11 protein-coding genes are annotated in these 18539 nt (G+C 69.3%); 2 read left to right on the top strand and 9 right to left on the bottom strand.

The window, feature by feature from the left end; translation table 11 throughout:
* A complete protein-coding gene (locus ATO4_RS23180) occupies positions 1–2310 on the bottom strand; it encodes a xanthine dehydrogenase family protein molybdopterin-binding subunit (protein WP_083594146.1) in 2310 nt (769 codons plus the stop codon).
* A gap of 371 nt (positions 2311–2681) precedes the next feature.
* Here ATO4_RS23180 and pepN point away from each other — a divergent pair, with 371 nt between their 5' ends.
* Both pepN and ATO4_RS23170 read left to right on the top strand, forming a co-directional pair.
* Positions 2682–5333 (top strand): aminopeptidase N, encoded by a 2652-nt coding sequence (pepN, locus tag ATO4_RS23175; protein WP_083594177.1) that lies wholly within the window; start codon positions 2682–2684, stop codon positions 5331–5333.
* Between the two features lie 287 nt (positions 5334–5620).
* Positions 5621–7879, top strand: coding sequence for a PAS domain-containing sensor histidine kinase (locus tag ATO4_RS23170; protein WP_245308901.1), 2259 nt, complete (start codon positions 5621–5623; stop codon positions 7877–7879).
* 124 nt (positions 7880–8003) lie between these two features.
* On the opposite strand, the gene ATO4_RS23165 is transcribed toward ATO4_RS23170, so the two are convergent.
* The 8 genes from ATO4_RS23165 to ATO4_RS27895 form a co-directional block, all read right to left on the bottom strand.
* The gene (locus tag ATO4_RS23165) at positions 8004–10967 is read right to left on the bottom strand and encodes a bifunctional [glutamine synthetase] adenylyltransferase/[glutamine synthetase]-adenylyl-L-tyrosine phosphorylase (protein WP_083594144.1); all 2964 of its coding nucleotides are present in this window, start codon (positions 10965–10967) and stop codon (positions 8004–8006) included.
* Positions 10960–12378 carry an ATP-binding protein gene (locus ATO4_RS23160; RefSeq protein ID WP_083594143.1) on the bottom strand — a complete coding sequence of 473 codons (1419 nt, stop codon included), beginning with the start codon at positions 12376–12378 and terminating at the stop codon, positions 10960–10962. Before ATO4_RS23160 ends, ATO4_RS23165 begins: the two co-directional genes overlap by 8 nt.
* Positions 12379–12467: 89 nt before the next feature.
* Positions 12468–13151: a response regulator transcription factor gene (locus ATO4_RS23155; RefSeq protein WP_210191128.1), complete on the bottom strand. Its 684-nt coding sequence runs from the start codon at positions 13149–13151 to the stop codon at positions 12468–12470.
* Between the two features lie 349 nt (positions 13152–13500).
* On the bottom strand, positions 13501–15030 hold the full coding sequence (locus ATO4_RS23150) for a Do family serine endopeptidase (RefSeq protein WP_083594142.1): 1530 nt from the start codon (positions 15028–15030) through the stop codon (positions 13501–13503).
* A 153-nt stretch (positions 15031–15183) separates the two neighbouring features.
* The gene (locus ATO4_RS23145; protein ID WP_245308904.1) at positions 15184–15645 is read right to left on the bottom strand and encodes a cytochrome c-type biogenesis protein; all 462 of its coding nucleotides are present in this window, start codon (positions 15643–15645) and stop codon (positions 15184–15186) included.
* 40 nt (positions 15646–15685) lie between these two features.
* Positions 15686–17698 (bottom strand): heme lyase CcmF/NrfE family subunit, encoded by a 2013-nt coding sequence (locus ATO4_RS23140; RefSeq protein ID WP_083594141.1) that lies wholly within the window; start codon positions 17696–17698, stop codon positions 15686–15688.
* Positions 17695–18189, bottom strand: a complete 495-nt coding sequence (gene ccmE / locus ATO4_RS23135; RefSeq protein WP_083594140.1) for a cytochrome c maturation protein CcmE — start codon at positions 18187–18189, stop codon at positions 17695–17697. The genes ATO4_RS23140 and ccmE overlap by 4 nt, the downstream gene beginning before the upstream one ends.
* A gap of 22 nt (positions 18190–18211) precedes the next feature.
* Positions 18212–18539 (bottom strand): tetratricopeptide repeat protein (locus ATO4_RS27895; protein WP_176223131.1); only part of this gene is annotated, 328 nt, incomplete at its 5' end.

The following is an 18539-nucleotide window of genomic DNA, read 5'->3' as shown; positions in this document are numbered from 1 at the left end:
TCAGGCCGCCGTCGAGCCGCCCTGCAGCGCCTGCCACACCCGCGACGGCGTCGCAGGCATGTCGATGTGGTCGACGCCCACCGGCCGCAGGGCGTCGGCGACCGCATTCATCACCGCCGGCGCCGCGCCGATCGTGCCCGCCTCGCCGGCGCCCTTGATCCCGAGGGCATTGGTGGTCGAGGGGACGTTGCGGGTCTTGAAGTCGAACATCGGCAGGTCCCAGGCGCGCGGCATGGCGTAGTCCATGAAGCTCGCCGAGACGAGCTGGCCGTCGGCCGAATAGACCGTGTCTTCCAGAAGCGCCTGGCCGAGGCCCTGCGCCACGCCGCCATGGATCTGGCCGGCGAGGAGGACCGGGTTCACCGTCACTCCGAAGTCGTCGACGATCGTGTAGGCGACGATGCGGGTGGCACCGGTCTCCGCCTCGATCTCGACCTCGCAGATATGGGTGCCGTTCGGATAGGTGCACTCGTCCTGCTTGAACTCGCCCATCGCCTTCAGATCGTCGGCGCTCTTCGCCGCGGCCGCGAGCGCGGCGAAGTCGATGGCCCGGTCGGTGCCGGCGACCCGGGCGAAGCCGCCCTCGATCTCGATGTCGGCCGCCGCCGCCTCGAGCTCGTCCGAGGCGAGCTTCTTCAGCTTCTCCGCCAGCGCCTGGCTCGCCCGACGCACGGAGACGGCGCCGAGCGGGATCGAGCGCGAGCCGCCGGTGCCGCCGCCGGTCGGCGTCTCGTCGGTATCGCCCTGGCGCACGTCGATCCGGTCGTAGTCGAGCTTCAGCGCCTCGGCGACGAACTGCGCATAGGCCGTCTCATGGCCCTGGCCGTTCGACTGGGTGCCGATCTTCAGGGTCACGCGGCCGTCGGAGGTCAGCTCCGCATAGGCCGGCTCGGAGCCGGGGAAGGCGCAGGCCTCGACATAGGTCGCCATGCCGATGCCGCGCAGCTTGTTTTCGGCCTTGGCCGCCTCACGCCGCGCCTCGAAACCCGCCCAGTCGGCGCGGCGCATGGCCTCGGCCATGTGCCCGGCGAAGTCGCCGGTGTCGTAGAGCCGGCCGAACGCCGTCCTGTAGGGAAGCTGCTCCGGCTTGACGAAGTTCTTGCGCCGGATCTCGTCCCGCGTCACGCCGAGTTCGGCGGCGCATTTGTCGACGAGCCGCTCGATCAGATAGGCCGCCTCCGGCCGCCCGGCGCCGCGATAGGCGTCCACCGGCACGGTGTTGGTGTAGTAGACCGCGCAGGAGACGTCGATCGCCGGGATGTCGTAGAGCCCGGTCGCCATCGACATGCCGAACCACGGGATCATCGGGCCGTATTGCGAGGAATAGGCGCCGAGATTGGCGGCGATGTCGATCTTCAGCGCGGTGAAGCGGCCGTCAGCGTCGATCGCCATCTCGCCGGACACGATGTTGTCGCGGCCGTGGGTGTCGGTGACGAAATGCTCGCCGCGATCGGCGGTCCATTTGACCGGCCGGCCGAGCTTCCGGCCGGCGAACAGCACCAGCGCGTATTCGCGGTAGAGGAAGGCCTTGGTGCCGAAGCCGCCGCCGACGTCGCGGGTGAGGACGCGGATCTTCGAGGGCTCGACCTTGAAGACGATGTTCGCCAGCGTGTCGCGCAGACCGTGGACGCCCTGGCTGCCGGAGGTCAGCTGATAGCGACCTTCCTCCTCGACGAACTCGCCGATGGCCGAGCGGACCTCCATGTAGTTGCAGACCAGCCGGTTCTGGACGAGATCGATCCGCACCGTCCGGGCGGCGGCGGCAAAGGCTGCCTCGCTCGCCGCCTTGTCGCCCACATGCATGCGGCCGGCGACGTTGCTGCCGGCTTCCGGCCAGACCAGCGGGGCGCCCTCGCCCATCACCGCCTTGAGGTCGGCGACCGCGTCCAGCGGCTCATAATCCACCTCGACCAGTTCGGCGGCATCCTTGGCCTGCATCGCGGTCTCGGCGACGACGAAGGCGACGGCGTCGCCGACATGGCGCACCACGTCGCGGCACAAGACCGGCGCGTTGCGCGCCGCGAAGGGCACGCCGTCCTCCATCGCCGGCATGCCGAGGCAGGGAATGTCGCCGAGCCCGGCGACGTCCGCATGGGTCAGCACCAGCTTCACGCCCGGCGCGGCCTTCGCAGCCTCGACATCGGCGATGGTGAACCTGGCGCTCGCATGGGGCGAGCGCACGACGGCCGCGTGCAGCATGTCGGGCCGGCTCTCGTCGTCGGTGTAGCGTCCGGCGCCGCGGATCAGGCGGTCGTCCTCGACGCGCAGCACGGACGCGCCAAGGCCAAACTTCGGTGTCATCACGGTCATTGTCGAACTCTCCGGCGACGATGGCTAAGGGTGCCTGCGTCGGCAACTGGCTGGCGGACGCTTGCCCATCGGCTCGGCGTGGAACACACTTCGACGGGCGAACGAGGATAACACTTATTGCGACGGACGAACGGCGTCGAGTGCATTGCTGCCAACAATGATGCCGCGCGGCCCGGTCGACGGCCGTCGCGGCCGGCTGCCATCCTCTCGCAGCACTTGCAAGCCGGCGCGACGCAGGCCATTGCGGGCGATAGCAGAAGACGCACCGGACGACGCGCCGCGCACTGCGCCGGACGCGGAGCCCGCCACTCGGCCAGCCACAGGGCCAGATTCCGGACGAGACACCGGGCCGGACAACGAGGATGACGATCATGCAGCGCACCGAAGACGGCCAGACCGTGAAGCTCGCCGACTACCGGCCGACCGATTTCGTCCTCCATGGCGTCGACATGACGCTGATGCTGTTCGAAGGCCATGCGGAGATTGCCACGACGCTGACGCTGGAGCGCCGCGCCGGCGTCGCGGCGGATGCGCCGCTCGTCCTCGACGGCGACGAGCTGATCCTCGAGAGCCTCGCCCTCGACGGCGAGACGCTGTCCCCGTCCCGCTACGTGGCGACGCCCGAGCAGCTGACGGTGACCGGGCTCGCCGAGAGCGGGCGCTTCGAACTCGCCATCGGGACACGCATTGCGCCCGAGGCCAATTCCAAGCTGATGGGCCTCTTCCGCTCCAACGGCATCTGGTGCAGCCAGTGCGAGGCCGAGGGCTTCCGCCGCATCACCTATTTCCTCGACCGGCCGGACGTGCTGGCACCCTACCGGGTGCGGATCGAGGCAGACCGGACGGCGGCGCCGATCCTCCTGTCCAACGGCAACCCCGTCGAGGCCGGCGATCTCGAAGGCGGCCGCCACTTCGCCGTCTGGGACGACCCGTTCAACAAGCCGTCCTATCTCTTCGCCGTGGTCGCCGGCGACCTCGACCTCCTCACCGACGAATTCGTCACCATGAGCGGCCGGCGGGTCGCCCTCGGCATCTACACCGAAAAGGGCCGCGCGCCCCAGGCGGCCTATGCGATGGACGCGCTGAAGCGCTCGATGGCCTGGGACGAGCGGCGCTTCGGCCGCGAATACGACCTCGACGTCTTCAACGTCGTCGCCATCGCCGACTTCAACATGGGCGCGATGGAGAACAAGGGCCTCAACGTCTTCAATCACAAATACGTCCTGCTCGACCAGGACATCGCCACCGACGGCGACTATGCCGGCGTCGAGACGGTGATCGCCCACGAATATTTCCACAACTGGACCGGCAACCGCATCACCTGCCGCGACTGGTTCCAGCTCTGCCTGAAGGAAGGCCTCACCGTCTATCGCGATCAGGAGTTCTCCGCCGACGAGCGCGAGCGCACGGTGCAGCGGATCGGCTCGGTCCGGCGGCTGAAGGCGCATCAGTTTCCCGAGGACCAGGGCCCGCTGCAGCACCCGGTGCGCCCGGGCGAATACCGCGAGATCAACAACTTCTACACGGCGACCGTCTACGACAAGGGCGCCGAGCTCGTCCGGATGATCGCGACCCTCGCCGGCGAGGCCGATTTCCGCAAGGGGATGGATCTCTACTTCGAGCGTCATGACGGCGAGGCGGCGACGATCGAGGAGTTCATCGCCTGCTTCGAGGACGCCGCCGGCATCGACCTGTCGCAATTCGCGCTCTGGTACGTGCAGGCCGGCACGCCGACGCTGGCGGTGAGCGAGAGCTGGGACGACGAGGCGCGCACCCATGTGGTGACGCTGCGCCAGTCGCTGGTGCCGGGCGCGGCCGGAACCGGCATCCAGCCGATGGTGCTGCCGGTGCGCTTCGGCCTCGTCGGCGGCAATGGCGAGGACCGGGACGCCGCAGCCAGCGTCAGCGGCGGCGCCAGCCTCAAGGACGACCTGATCGTCCTCACCGGCCGCGAGGCGAGCATCACCTTCACCGGGCTTCCCGACCGCCCCTATCTGTCGGTGCTGCGGGACTTCTCCGCCCCGGTGACGCTCGACCACGAGCAGGGCGAAGCCGACAGGCTCGCCCTCGCCCGCCTCGATCCGAACCTCTTCAACCGCTGGCGCGCCCTCGACGACCTCATCTCCGGCGCCCTGACCGAAGCCTCCGGGCGCCCGCTCGGCGACACCGCCCCGGTCATTTCGGAGGCCGTCGTCGAGGCGCTGCTCGCCTCGGCCGGTGACGACGGGCTCGACCCGGCGTTCCGGGCCCAGGCGCTGGCGCTTCCCGGAGAGGCGGACATCGCCCGCCAGATCGGCGTCGACGTCGACCCGGACCGGGTCCACGAGGTCGTCGACGCGGCGCGTCTGGCGATCGGCACCAGAGGGCTTGCGATGTTCGAGCGGCTGCATGGTCTCGCCGCCGACGCCCACTTCTCGCCCGATGCGGCCAGCGCCGGCCGCCGCGCCCTCGCCAATGCCGCCCTCGGCTATCTCTCCGCCGCGCGGCAGGAGCCGGCCGCTGCGCTCGCCCAGTACGAGGCCGCGACCAACATGACCGACCGGATCGGCGCGCTGGCGATCCTCGCCCATCGGTTCCCCGGCGAGGCGAGCACCGAGGCGGCTCTGGACGACTTCTACCGGCGGTTCGAGGGCGACGACCTCGTCCTCGACAAGTGGTTCGCGCTGCAGGCCGCGGCCCCCTTCAACGGCGCCCTGGAGACCGTCATCCGGCTCGCCGGGCATCCCCGCTTCACCATGCGCAACCCGAACCGCGTGCGCGCCCTCGTCGGCACCTTCGCCGCCAGCAACCAGGTCGCCTTCCACCGGCCGGACGGCGCCGGCTATCGCTGGGTCGCGGAGAAGCTGGCAGCGCTCGACAGGATCAACCCGCAGATCTCCGCCCGCATCGCCACGACCTTCCGGGCCTGGCGCAGCTTCGAGCGCGGGCGGCGCTCCCAACTTGAGCAGACCTTGCGTCAACTCTCTGAAATAAAAGGGCTTTCCAAAGATCTGCAGGATATTGTGGATCGTTCGTTGAAATAACGGTTCGGCTTATTGAAAATTTTACCGACCTGAGTCCGTCAGCTATGGACAAGGCGATTCGTGTCTGATCAATTCATTGCGATTCGGTAATGCGGATACCGGATCGATGATGCGGCAACGAGGGGTCTTTGATGCGAGCGGACGCGTCCAGCGCACCGAACGGGGAAGGTGTGTTTGCATGGCGGGGGCTGTTTCCCGGTGCGGCACGCACCGGGGCGGAACCGGCGCTCTGGGGGCCTGATCACGACGGACCTGACGGGAGCCGATCGCAAGAGCCGACCTTCCTGGTGTCCCGCAAGGTCATCCCGACCCTCGTCCTGCTCTTCCTTCTGACCCTGGCGGCCTCGCGCCTGGTCATGACGCTCGCCGACCGCTCCCTCTATGTCGACGGCGCCGAGAAGAATCTCTCCACCGTAACCGCGCTCATCGCGACCAGCCTGAAGCTGATCGAGACCAGCGGCGCCGAGTTCGACCAGCAGAGCTTCCTCGACGGTCTCGTCGTCGGCAACGTTCTCCCCGCCGAGGCCCTGCTCCTGGTGACCGACCGCGACGGTATCGTCATGGCCTCGATCCCCACGGACGCCAGCAGGATCGGCACGAGCATCTACGATCTCGTCGCCGACCCCCGCGATCTTCTCGGCTCGAAGGCCAGCGGCAGCATCCTCGACATCCACTACACCGGCGACATGGCGATCGCCGCTGCCGCCGACCTGCCGCGCCAGGACGGCAGGATCAGCCTGATCCTGCCGCAGGCCGCCTATCTGGCCAAATGGCGCGAGAAGACCGCCGTCAGCGTGTCGCTCTTCGCGCTGACCGGCACCATCATGCTTCTCGTCCTCAACGCCTATTTCCGCCAGACGCGCCGTGCCGAAGACTTCAGCGGGCTTTGCGCCGAGACCCACCAGCGGGTGGAGATCGCCCTGTCGCGCGGCCGCTGCGGGCTCTGGGACTGGGACATCGCACGGGGGCAGATGTACTGGTCGCGCTCGATGTACGAGATCCTCGGGATGGAACCGCGCGACGGCATCATGTCCTTCGCCGAGATCGCGCCGCTGATGCATCCGAGCGACGGCGGCCTGTTCCAGATCGCCCGCAGCGTCGCGGAAGGGCGGATCGACCATCTCGACCAGGTCTTCCGCATGCGCCGTGCCGATGGCGCCTACATCTGGATCAGGGGCCGGGCGAACATCGTGCACGGCAGCGACGGCGACATGCACCTGATCGGGATCGCCGCCGACATCAGCGAGCAGAAGGAGCTCGTGCGCCAGACCGACGAGGCCAACCACCGTCTCCAGAACACCATCGAGCACATCTCGGAGACCTTCCTCCTGTGCGATCGCGACGGCAAGGTGGTGATCTGCAACTCGGTCTACCGCAAGACCTTCGGTCTCGACGAGGCCGACGTCGTCGCCGGCACGCCGGTCGACATGGTGCTGCGCAAGGCCCGGCGGCCGATCCGCTCGATCGCCCTCGACGCCGACAACCTCGCCGCCGGCGAGAGCGCCGTCGAGGCGCAGATGCCGGACGGGCGCTGGCTGCTGATCTCGGAGCGCCTGACCACCGACGGCGGCACCGTCTGGGTCGGCACCGACATCACCCAGATCAAGCACCACAAGACGCTGACCAAGGATTCCCGCCAGAAGCTCCTCGCCACCATCGCCAAGCTCGAGGCGGCGACGGAAGATGCCGAGCGCAAGGCCGACCAGCTGAGCGAGCTCAACCTGCGCTACATCGCCGAGAAGGACCGCGCCGAGCGGGCCTCCCGGGCCAAGACCGCCTTCCTCGCCAACATGTCCCACGAGCTGCGCACACCGCTGAACGCCATCCTCGGATTCTCCGACATCATCCGCCAGCGAATCTTCGGCGGCATCGGCGAGAAATACGGGGAATATGTCGACGACATCCACACCAGCGGCAGCCACCTCCTGCGGATGATCGACGACGTGCTGCAGATGGCGACGATCGAATCCGGCCGCCTCGAGCTCAAGTCCGAGGAGGTCGAGTTCAGCGAGATCGTGCGTGCCAGCGCCGCGATGATCGAGCCGCTGGCGCGCAAGAAGGGCATCGACCTGACCGTCGAGGTGCCGGACACGTTGCCGATGATGTCCGACCGGCGGGCGACGTCCCAGGCCGTCCTCAATCTCCTGTCGAACGCGGTGCACTTCACCCCCGAGGGCGGCAAGGTCGGGCTGCGGCTGCGCCAGGTCGGCGACACGGCGTGCCTGTCGATCATCGACGACGGCCCGGGGATCCCGAAATCGGCCCTCGCCTTGCTCGGCGTGCCCTTCGCCCAGCTCGGCAGCGAACTGGTCCGGTCGAAATGCCACGGCACCGGCCTCGGCATTGCCATCGCCAAGGCCCTCGTCCATCTCCATGGCGGCCGGCTGCGCATCGGCTCTTCGGTCGGGCGCGGAACCCTGGTCAGCCTGCGCCTGCCGCTGAAGCGCGAGGCGGCGCGGATCGACAGGCCGCAGGAGCCGACGCTCGCACCGAACATGCGCCCCCGGCAGCGGACCGAGAAGCAGCAAAGCCGCGCCGCGGCCTGATCGGCGCGTCCTGGCGAAACAGCGGCGGCGGCCAGTCGCGGGGCCCACTCCGCGCGGCACCCCGTCGCGCCTCGCGCGATCCGACACGGCCAGACCACCGGTCCGACGACGCCGTCCGATCGACCTATGACGGCTCCGGATCGCCGAGGACATTCCGGAAGACCGCGCGCACCCGGGCCGTTTCCGTCTCCAGCGCGTCTCCCAGCGCCGACCAGCCGTCGAGACCCGCGGCCGAAACGATCGCCCGGGCAAGGCCCTCCGGCACGTCATCGGGGTTGCGCGCCTCGGCCGGCCCCAGCCGCAAGAGCTGGATGATGCGGGTGAAGCGATCCATCGCCCGCGCCAGCTCAGCGCCGTCGACGCCCTCGCCGAAATCGGCGGCGGCAAGCACCGTCGCGGTCGGCGCACCGCGAAGGTCGAGATCGGCCCGGCCGGTCAGAAGCGCCCATTGCGCCAAAAATTCCAGATCGATCAGGCCGCCCGGCCTGAGCTTCAGGTCGAGGGCTCCGGATGCCGGCTTGCCGGCCTCGATGCGCTGGCGCATCGCGGCGACGTCCCGCGTCACCTCTGCCGGATCGCGCCGCTCGGCGAGGATCGAGCGGATCGTCGCCGCGACCTCGGCGATGAACGCCGGATCCCCCGAGACCGCCCGCGAGCGCGTCAGCGCCATGCGCTCCCAGGTCCACGCCTCGTTCTGCTGGTAGCGCCGGAAGGCGTCGACATGGGTGGCGAGCGGCCCCTTGTTGCCCGACGGCCGCAGCCGGAAGTCGACATCGTAGAGGACGCCCTCGCGCATCGGCGCCGTCATCGCCGCGATCAGGCGCTGGGTCAGGCGCGCGAAATAGGTGCTGGGCGCCAGCGGCCGGGCGCCGTCGGATGCCTCGGCATCCGGGTGGTGGTCGTAGAACAGGATCAGATCGATGTCGGAGCCGGCGGTCAGCTCGCGGCTGCCGAGCCGGCCCATGCCGAGAAGCGCGATCCGGGCGCCGGGAATGCGGCCGTAGGTGAGCGCGAACTCGGCCTCGACAGCATCCAGCGTCGCCTTCAAGACGACGTCGGCGATGTTGGCGAAGGCGGCGCCCGCCTCGCCCGCATCGACGATGCCGCTCAGCATCCGGGCGCCGACGAGGAAGCGCTGCTCCGAGGCGAAGATGCGCAGGCGGGCGAGAGCGTCCTCGTAGTCCCGGGCAAGCCCCATGAACACCGACAGGCGCTCGTCCAAAAGATCGCGGTCCGGCACCTCGCCGAGAAAGGCCGGATCCAGCAGCGCGTCGAAGACGTGCGGGCGGGCCGCGATGGTCTCGCGCAGCGCCGGCGCCGCCGTGATGATGTCGGCGAGAAGCTGCAGGATCTTCGGGTTGGAGGCGATCAGCGAGAAGAACTGGATGCCCGACGGCAGACCGGCGAGAAACCGGTCGAAGGCGAGCAGCGCGGCGTCGGGGTCATGGGCCTTGCCGAAGGCCTCGAGCAGCGTCGGCAGGAGTTCGGCGAGCCGCTCCTTGGCGGTGGCCGAGCCGGTGGCGCGGTAGCGCCCGAGCGTCCAGCCATGGACGACGCGGGCGATATCGGCTGGCCGGCCGTAGCCGAGTGCGGCGATCGCCGCGATGGCCTCGTCGTCTTCGGCCGATTGCGCCAGGCGCTCCAGGGCGCCGGCGGCGCCGTGACCGGGGCTGTCGTCCCGCTCGCCGCCGAACAGCCGCCCGTAGCGCCGGTCGACCCGCTTCAGGCAGGGCAGCAGGGCCTCGCCGAGCGCCGTCTCGTCGGCAAAGCCGGCCAGCCGGGCAACGCCGCGCAGCTTCTCGGCATCCTCCGGCAGTGTGTGGCTCTGCTCGTCGGCGACCATCTGGATCGCATGCTCGATCCGGCGCAGCAGCCAGTAGTCGGCGGTGAGTTCCGCCGCCGTCTCGGCGTCGATCCAACCGCCGGCGGCAAGCTCCGCCAGCGCCTCGTCGGTCCGGCGCCGGCGCAGCTTCGGGGCCCGCCCGCCGGCGATCAGCTGCTGGGCCTGGGCGAAGAACTCGACCTCCCGGATGCCGCCACGGCCGAGCTTGACGTTGTGGCCGCCGATGCCGATGTCGTCGAAGCCGCGATGGCGGTCGATGCGCTGCTTCATGTCCTGGATGGCGGCGACGGCGGAAAAGTCGAGATATTTGCGCCAGACGAAGGGGGTGAGTTCCTTCAGGAAGACCTCGGCCGCCTCGACGTCGCCGGCGATCGGCCGCGCCTTGATCATCGCCGCCCGTTCCCAGTCGCGGCCCGAGCTTTCATAGTAGCCGAGCGCCATGGCGGTGGAGATCGCCAGCGGCGTGGCGCTCGGATCCGGCCGCAGCCGCAGGTCGGTGCGCGCCACGTAGCCGTCGCCGGTGCGCTCGCTGAGGATGCGGGCGAGCCGCCGCACCAGCCGCGACAGCGTCTCCGGCGCATCCAGCGGATCCTTGGTCAGCGCCCGCCGCTCGTCGTAGAGGACGATGATGTCGATGTCGCTGGAGTAGTTGAGCTCCTGCCCTCCGAGCTTGCCCATGCCGAGGACGAAGACGCCGGAGCCCTTCTCCGGCTCGCCCGGATGCGGCAGCACGATCTTATCCCGGCCGTGAAGGTCGAGCAGGCAGAAGCGCAGCGCCGCGGCGACGGCGGCCTCGGCGAAACCCGAGAGGATGCGGGTGGTCTCGTCCGGCGTCAGCGCCCCGAAGACGTCGGCAAGGCCGACGAACAGGGCGACGCGGCCCCTCGCCCGTCGCAGCGCCGCCATCACCGCCTTTTCGCTGTCCTGCGCGGCCGGAAGGCTGGACACCTCGACGATCGTCGAGCGTGCGAGTTCCACGGCGGACTGCCGCGTCAGCTCCTCGAGCCACTCCGGGTTTCGGAAGATCAGCGCGCCGAGATGCGGCGACAGATCGAGGACCGCGGCGAGCCGAGCGGCGTCGGGGTGGTCGCCGGCGAGCAGCGCCGACAGCCCGGAGAGGCCCCGTTCCTGGGCGAGGCCGGCGAGGTCGGCGCGCCAGCGGCCGGCCTTTTGCGCGCTCAGCGGCGCCGGCGACCAGTCTCCGCCGATCCGCAATCCACCGTCCCGTTGCTGTCCGTCATCCATCGCCTCGCCCGCTCCCCTGCCGTTCCTCCGTCGGCACATCGAGACGAACGGTCAGTCCGGGACCGGCATCGTCGAGCACCAGGCGCCCACCATGGACGCGCGCGATCGCCTGCACCAGCGACAGGCCGAGGCCGGAGCCGGGCATCGAACGGCTCTGGTCCAGCCGGTAGAAGCGCTCCAGCACCCGCTCGCGCTTCTCGCGCGGAATGCCCGGCCCATCGTCGCTGACGGCAAGGCTCCACGCACCGTCGCCCTCCGAGAGCGTGACGCGGATCCGGATCTTTCGTTCCGGATCGGTGGCATATTTCAGGGCATTGTCGACGAGATTGGAGAGCGCCTGGGCGATCAGCTCGCGGCTGGCGACGACGGTGAGGCTGGATGGCGCGTCGAGCAGCAGCTCGGCATTGGCGTCCTCGGCGAGAGGCTCGTAGAGGTCGACGACGTCGGCGGCGATGGCGGCGAGATCGATCGGCGACTTGATCACCTGGTCGGAGCCGGCCTCGACCCGCGAGATCATCAGCAGCGCGTCGAAGGTGCGGATCATCTGGTCGCATTCGGCGATCATCTGCTCCATCGCCTCCCGCGCCTCCCCGACATCCGGCGGCGCGGCAAGCGCCCCCTCGGCGCGGGTGCGAAGCCGCGTCAGCGGCGTGCGCAGGTCGTGGGCGATGTTGTCGGAGACCTGCTGCAGCCCCTCCTGCAGCAGCGAGACCCTCGCCAGCAGCGTGTTGAGATTGTCCGACAGGCGGTCGAACTCGTCGCCCGCCCCCGTCACCGGCAGCCGCTCCGACAGATCGCCGGAGAGGATCCGCGCACTGGAGGCGGTGACGCCGTCGAGCCGCTTCAGCGCGCTGCGGCCGACGACGAACCAGGCGATCAGCGCGGCGACGCCCATCAGGGCCAAGGCGAGGATCAGCGCGCTCTGGACGACGCCGCGAAACCGCACCTGCTCGCTCTGGTCGCGCCCGACGAGGATGCGCATGCCGTTGGGCAGGCTGACGACCTCGGCGATGGCGAGATGGTAGCGGCGGCCGGTATCGTCGGCGTAGCGCTCGTAGGAAAAGGCGTCCGGCGTCGGTCCCTGGTCGTCGAGGACGCCCGCCTGCAGGCTCTCGACATTGCCGGCGATGATCCGGCCGACGGGATCGGTGACGAGATAGAGCGAGGCGCCGGGCTGGCGCGAGCGCCGGTCGATGGTCCGCACCAGGCCGACGATGCCGCTCTGCTGGTAGACCTGCGCCAGGTCGGAGAGTTCCTCGGAGATCGCCCGGCGGCTCTGGTCCTCGACGATGGTCGAGGCGGTCGCCGTGACATAGACGACGAGGACCACCGCGCAGATGGCGAAGAGGAGGAAATAGACCGCCGAGAGGCGCACCGCGGTCATCCGCATCAGCGAGCGGAAGCGTCCCATGCGGCCGAGATTGAAAGGACGAAATCGTTGCACCGGCAGATCCTTGTCCGCGCGCCCGGCGCCGAAGGAAGGGCGGGAGAACGGCCGGGTCAGGCTTCGGCTTCGGCGCGCATGATGTAGCCGGCGCCCCGCACGGTGTGCAGGATCGGCGAGCCGAAGTCGCGCTCGATCTTCGAGCGCAGCCGCGAGATATGGACGTCGATGACGTTGGTCTGGGGGTCGAAGTGGTAGTCCCAGACGTTCTCCAGGAGCATGGTCCGGGTCACCACCTGGTTGGCGTGCTTCATCAGATATTCGAGCAGCCGGAACTCGCGGGGCTGCAGCACGATCGGCTTGCCGGCCCGGCGCACCTCGTGGGACAAGCGGTCGAGCTCGAGGTCGCCGACGCGGTAGGACGTCTCGACGTCCTTGGCGCCGCGTCGCCGGCCGAGCACCTCGACCCGTGCCAGCAGCTCCGAGATCGCGAAGGGCTTCGACAGATAGTCGTCGCCGCCGGCGCGCAGGCCCTTCACCCGGTCGTCGACCTGGCCGAGGGCCGAGAGGATCAGCACCGGCGTCGCCTGGCCGCTGTCGCGCAGCTTCGTGACGATGGACAGGCCGTCGAGCTTGGGCAGCATCCGGTCGACGATGAGGACGTCATAGCCGCGCGTCTCGGCCGCATGCAGCCCCTCCTCGCCGTCGGCGGCGTGATCGGCGACGTGTCCAGCCTCCTTCAGCGCCTTGACGAGATAGGCGGCGGCCTCGCGGTCGTCTTCGATGATGAGGATTCGCATGGACTCCGTCGACGTGGTGGCGGCTGGGGCTGGCATCATGTCACTTCCCTAGATCGACGACATCGGGTCCGAAATCAATGCGGCGGCGGCAACTGCTTGGTTGGCCGTCGCCAGGAGGCGGGCGCCGTACGGGACGGCACCCGCCTGCCCGGGGGGACGAAAAGCGGGCAACGCCGCTCCTCGAAAGACATGATCGCGATGGGGTCGGCCGGGGCTCGCCGGGGCCTGCGGAGGGTGGGAGCAGGCTGCCGGCCGTGCCGCCGGCGCCACCTCGAACGATCATGCCGATGCAACTGGCGGGGGCGAGGCGGCGCATGGTGCGCCGCCTCGCCCGTCCTTCATCGACCGATCAGCCCTTCGACAGCGGCAGCGCGACGAAGCGGTTCTGGTCGCCCTGGCGCAGCTGGAACAGCGCCGCCTTGCGGCCGGACTTCGCGGCATCGGCGAGCGCCTGGCTGACGTCGCTGCGGTTGGTCACGGCCCTGCCGTTCACCGAGACGATGACGTCGCCGGCCTGCAAGCCCTTTTCGGCCGCCGTCGAGTCCGGATCGATGTCCGTCACCACGACCCCGTTGCCGTCCTCCGAGGGCGTCAGCGTCAGGCCGTAGCCGGAGAGCGACGACGGATTGGTCGGCACGCGCTGGCTGCCCTGGCCGTTCGCCGAGGCCGCCTCGTCGAGGCTGGCAAGATTGCCGAGCGTGACGTCGAGGGTCTTCGCCTCGTTGTCGCGCCAGAGCGTGACCTCGACCTTGGTGCCCGGACGGTCGTTGCCGATCAGCCGGGCGAGCTCGCGCGGTCCCTCGACGGTCTCGCCGTTCACCGCGGTGATGACGTCGCCGGTCTTGATGCCCGCCTTGGAGGCCGGCGTCTCGTTGTCCGGCAGGGTGACGATGGCACCCTTCGCCTCGGCGAGGCCGACCGCCTCGGCGATGTCGTCGGTGACCGGCGCGATCTGCACGCCGAGCCAGCCGCGCTCGACCGAGCCGTTCTCCTTCAGCGACTGGATCACGTCCTTGGCGACGGAGGCGGGAATCGCGAAGGCGATGCCGACATTGCCGCCGGAGGGCGAGAAGATCGCGGTGTTGATGCCGACGACTTCGCCGTTCAGGTTGAAGTCGGGGCCGCCGGAATTGCCGCGGTTGACCGCCGCGTCGATCTGCAGGAAGTCGTCATAGGGGCCGGCGCCGATGTCGCGGCCGCGGGCCGAGATGATGCCGGCGGTGACGGTGCCGCCGAGGCCGAACGGGTTGCCGACCGCCACGACCCAGTCGCCGACGCGCACCTTGCTGTCGTCGCCCCAGCCGACATAGGTGAACTTGTGATCTTCGGCATCGACCTTGAGGAGCGCGAGGTCGGTGCGCGCGTCGGTGCCGATCAGCTTGGCGTTGTACTCCGTCCCGTCATCCATGACGACAGTGTATTTCGAGCCGCCGTCGACCACGTGGTTGTTGGTGACGAGATAGCCGTCCTCGGAAATGAAGAAGCCGGAGCCCTGGCCGGTCGCTTGACGCGGCGCCTGACGGCCGCGCGGCTGCAGGCCCGGCATGCCGGGGCCGCCCGGAATGTCGAAGAAGCGGCGGAGCGGATGATCGCGCGGCAGGTTGTCGAAGGGATTCTGCATCTGCTCGCCGTCGCCATCGTCGGAGGCCGGCGCGATGTCCTGGTCGACCCGGACCGAAACGACCGCCGGAGACACCTTCGCGACGACGTCGGCGAAACCGAAGTTCTGCTGGGGCGCCTCGACACGCACCGGCTCGGCGAAAACGGGAAGCGTGTTGGAGACCATGCCGCCTGCCAGCGCCGCGCCGGCGACACCCGCCGCCAGGGCACCCGCGACGAGCCGGCTGCGCTTCGTCCTCGGCTGATTTTGCTGTTGCATCGTGGTTCCTTTCCAGGGGTCCGTGATTTCGGAGCAACGGTAGGCGGAAACGCCGTGCCGTCCATTGCTTGGAAGTGAACCTAGCGATCGGGACGTTACGGGAGTTTTTCTCCCGGGTGAAAACTCGGTAAGGTTGGGGCGCCGCCCTGGGCGCTACCCGCGGCCGCCGGTGATCCTGGCGATCGCCTCTTCCTCGGCCGCCGACAGTTCCGGCGGTGCCTGGCGCCTGCGACGTCGCCCCGCGACCGTCGCCACGGCCAGCACGGCGCCGCCGAAGAGCACCACCAGCGGTGTCGCCCAGAGCGCCAGGTTCAGCCAGTCGAGCCGCGGCCGCAGCAGCACGAACTCGCCATAGCGCGAGACGAGATAGTCGATCACTTCCGTGTCAGTGTCGCCGGCCTCGAGGCGGGCGCGCACCAGGAGCCGCAGGTCCTTGGCGAGATCGGCGTTGGAATCGTCGATCGATTCGTTCTGGCAGACGAGGCAGCGCAGCCCTTCGGACAGCTTGCGGGCCCGCGCCTCCAGCGCCGGATCGGCCAGCACCTCGTCCGGATTGACGGCGAAGGCCGGCGCGACGAGCAGTCCGGTCGGCGCAGCCGTGACGACCACGAACACCGCGCCGAGGACCAACAGGATGCGGCGGAGCGCCCCCACGTCAGGTCCCCGCCCCGACCGCCGGGGAAGCCCCGGTGCCAGCACCCTTGCCCTTGCCCTTGTTGCGGGCCGGCGCGCCGACCCGCAGGCGGCGGTCGGCCAGCGAGAAGACGCCGCCGAGCCCCATGAACACGGTGCCGATCCAGATCAGCGTCACCAGCGGCTTCGACCAGATCCGCACGACGATCGACTGGCGATCCTCCGACGGGTCGCCGAGCGAGACGTAGAGCTGCGAGAACCAGTGGGTCCAGATGCCGGATTCGGTGGTGGTCATCTGCCGCACCGGGAAGAACCGCTTGGAGGTGTCGATCTCGGCCAGTTCGACCCCGCCCCGGCGCACCGAGAACTGGGCCGCCTGGGCCTCGAAATTCGGGCCGTCGCGCTGCGCGATGGTGTCGAAGGTGAGGGTGTAGCCGGCGATTTCGGCGCTTTGGCCCGGCGCCATGGTGGTGATCAGTTCCTCCTCGAAGCTCGACACCGAGACGATGCCGAGCAGAGTGACGCCGAGGCCGAAATGGGCGAGCGTCGTGCCGAAGGTCGAGCGCGGCAGGCCGAGAAGACGCGACAGCCCGGTGCGCCAGCCGGTGCGCAGGAACGCCGCCTTGAGGAACAGGTCGGTCAGGCTGCCGGCCAGCAGCCAGAAGGCCAGCGCGAAGCCGAAGGCCGTCAGGATCCGCGTGCCGCCGGTATAGGCGAGGACGCCGATGAGGGCCGCGAGCGCGCAGCCGGCGGCGAAATACAGCCGCTGCGCCGCCCCGAGGAGGTCGCCGCGCTTCCAGCCGAGCAGCGGGCCGAAGGGCACCGCGAACAGAAGCGGCACCATCAGCGGGCCGAAGGTGAGGTCGAAGAACGGCGCGCCGACGGAGATCTTCTTGTCGGCCAGCACCTCGAGCACCAGCGGATAGAGCGTGCCGACGAGCACCGTCGCCGCCGCCGTCGTCAGGAACAGGTTGTTGAAGACCAGCGCCCCCTCGCGGCTGATCGGCGCGAACAGCCCGCCGCCTTCCAGCGACGAGGCGCGCAGGGCGAACAGGAACAGCGCCCCGCCGATGAACAGACACAGGATGCACAGGATGAAGATGCCGCGGGTCGGATCGGTGGCGAAGGCGTGCACCGAGGTCAAAACGCCCGAGCGCACCAGGAAGGTGCCGAGCAGCGACAGCGAGAAGGTCAGGATGGCGAGGAGGATGGTCCAGATCTTCAGCGCCGAGCGCTTCTCCATGACCAGCGCCGAATGCAGCAGCGCGGTGCCCGCCAGCCAGGGCATGAAGGAGGCGTTCTCGACCGGATCCCAGAACCACCAGCCGCCCCAGCCGAGCTCGTAATAGGCCCAGTAGGAGCCCATCGAGATGCCGAGGGTGAGGAAGATCCAGGCGATCAGCGTCCACGGCCGCACCCAGCGCGCCCAGGCGGCGTCGATCCGCCCGTCGATCAGCGCGGCGATGGCGAAGGAAAAGGCGACGGAAAATCCGACATAGCCGAGATAGAGCAGCGGCGGATGGATCGCGAGGCCGATGTCCTGGAGGATGGGGTTGAGATCCTGGCCCTCCATCGGCGCCGGATCGAGGCGCTGGAACGGGTTGGAGGTCAGGAGGATGAACAGGAGGAAGGCGGCGAGGATCCAGGCCTGGACGGCGAGCACGTTGGCCTTCAGCGTCGCCGGCAGGTCGCGGCCGAACAGCGCGACGAGCGAGCCGAAGAAGGCGAGGATCAGCACCCAGAGGAGCATCGAGCCCTCGTGGTTCCCCCAGACGCCCGTCACCTTGTAGAGCATCGGCTTGGCGGAGTTGGAATTCTCGAAGACGTTGAGCACCGAGAAGTCCGAGGTGACGTTGGCCGTCACCAGCGCCGAGAAGGCGATGGCGATGAGCACGAAGCCGCCGGTGGCGGCGATCGTCCCGGTCTCCATCAGCCGCTGGTCGCCCTGCCTCGCGCCGATCAGCGGCAGCACCGACTGGAACAGCGCCACCGACAAGGCGAGGACGAGGGCGAAATGTCCGATCTCGACGATCATGAGCCTGCTCCCACCGGCGTTGCCGAAACCGTCTCCTCGGGCTTCTTGACGAGGCCCTTGCCGTCTTCCCACAGGCCCCGCGCCTTGAGGTCGTCGACCACTTCCTTCGGCATGTAGGTCTCGTCGTGCTTGGCAAGGACGGTGTCGGCGAGGAAGACCCGGTCCGGCCCGAGGGTGCCCTCGGCGATGACCCCCTGCCCCTCGCGGAAGAGATCCGGCAGGATGCCGGTATAGGTCACGGGGACGCTGTCGACGGTGTCGGTGACGCGGAAGAAGATCTGGGACGATCCGTCGCGCTTCACCGAGCCGTCCTCGACGAGGCCGCCGAGCCGGATGCGCTGGGCGGGGCCGGGGACGTTCTTGACGAGGTCGGTCGGCGACTGGAAATAGGCGACCGAACTCGACAGCGCGGTCAGCACCAGCGCCAGGGCTCCGCCGACGACGACGAACATCGCGCCGATCGAATAGAGTCGTTTGGCCTTGCGGGTCATCGGGACATCGCCTCCTCTCCCCTCAAAGACCGATCTCGTCGGCAAAAGCGGCGATTTCGCGAGCCGCCGCCGAATCCGCCGGGAAGGTCTTGCGGGCATCGGCGAGCGCCGTCTTCGCCTCGTCGGTCTTGCCGAGCACCGTATAGGAGCGGATCAGCCGCTTCCAGCCCTCGACGTCGTCGGGGCTCTGCTTCAGCCGTTCCGCGAGCTGGGCCACCATGCCCTCGATCATCTCCTGGCGATCGCCCGCCGGCAGCTGCGATGCCGCGGCGACGGCCGCCGCATCGGGGCCGGCAAAGCCGGCGCCCGTCCCGCCAGCCGCGCCCGCCCCGGCGCTGCCGGCATCCGGG

The sequence above is a fragment of the Aurantimonas sp. 22II-16-19i genome (assembly GCF_002088275.1).
In the GTDB taxonomy this organism is placed as follows: domain Bacteria; phylum Pseudomonadota; class Alphaproteobacteria; order Rhizobiales; family Rhizobiaceae; genus Jiella.
Note: the sequence above shows the minus strand (reverse complement) of the source record. Positions and strands in the feature narration are given on the sequence as shown.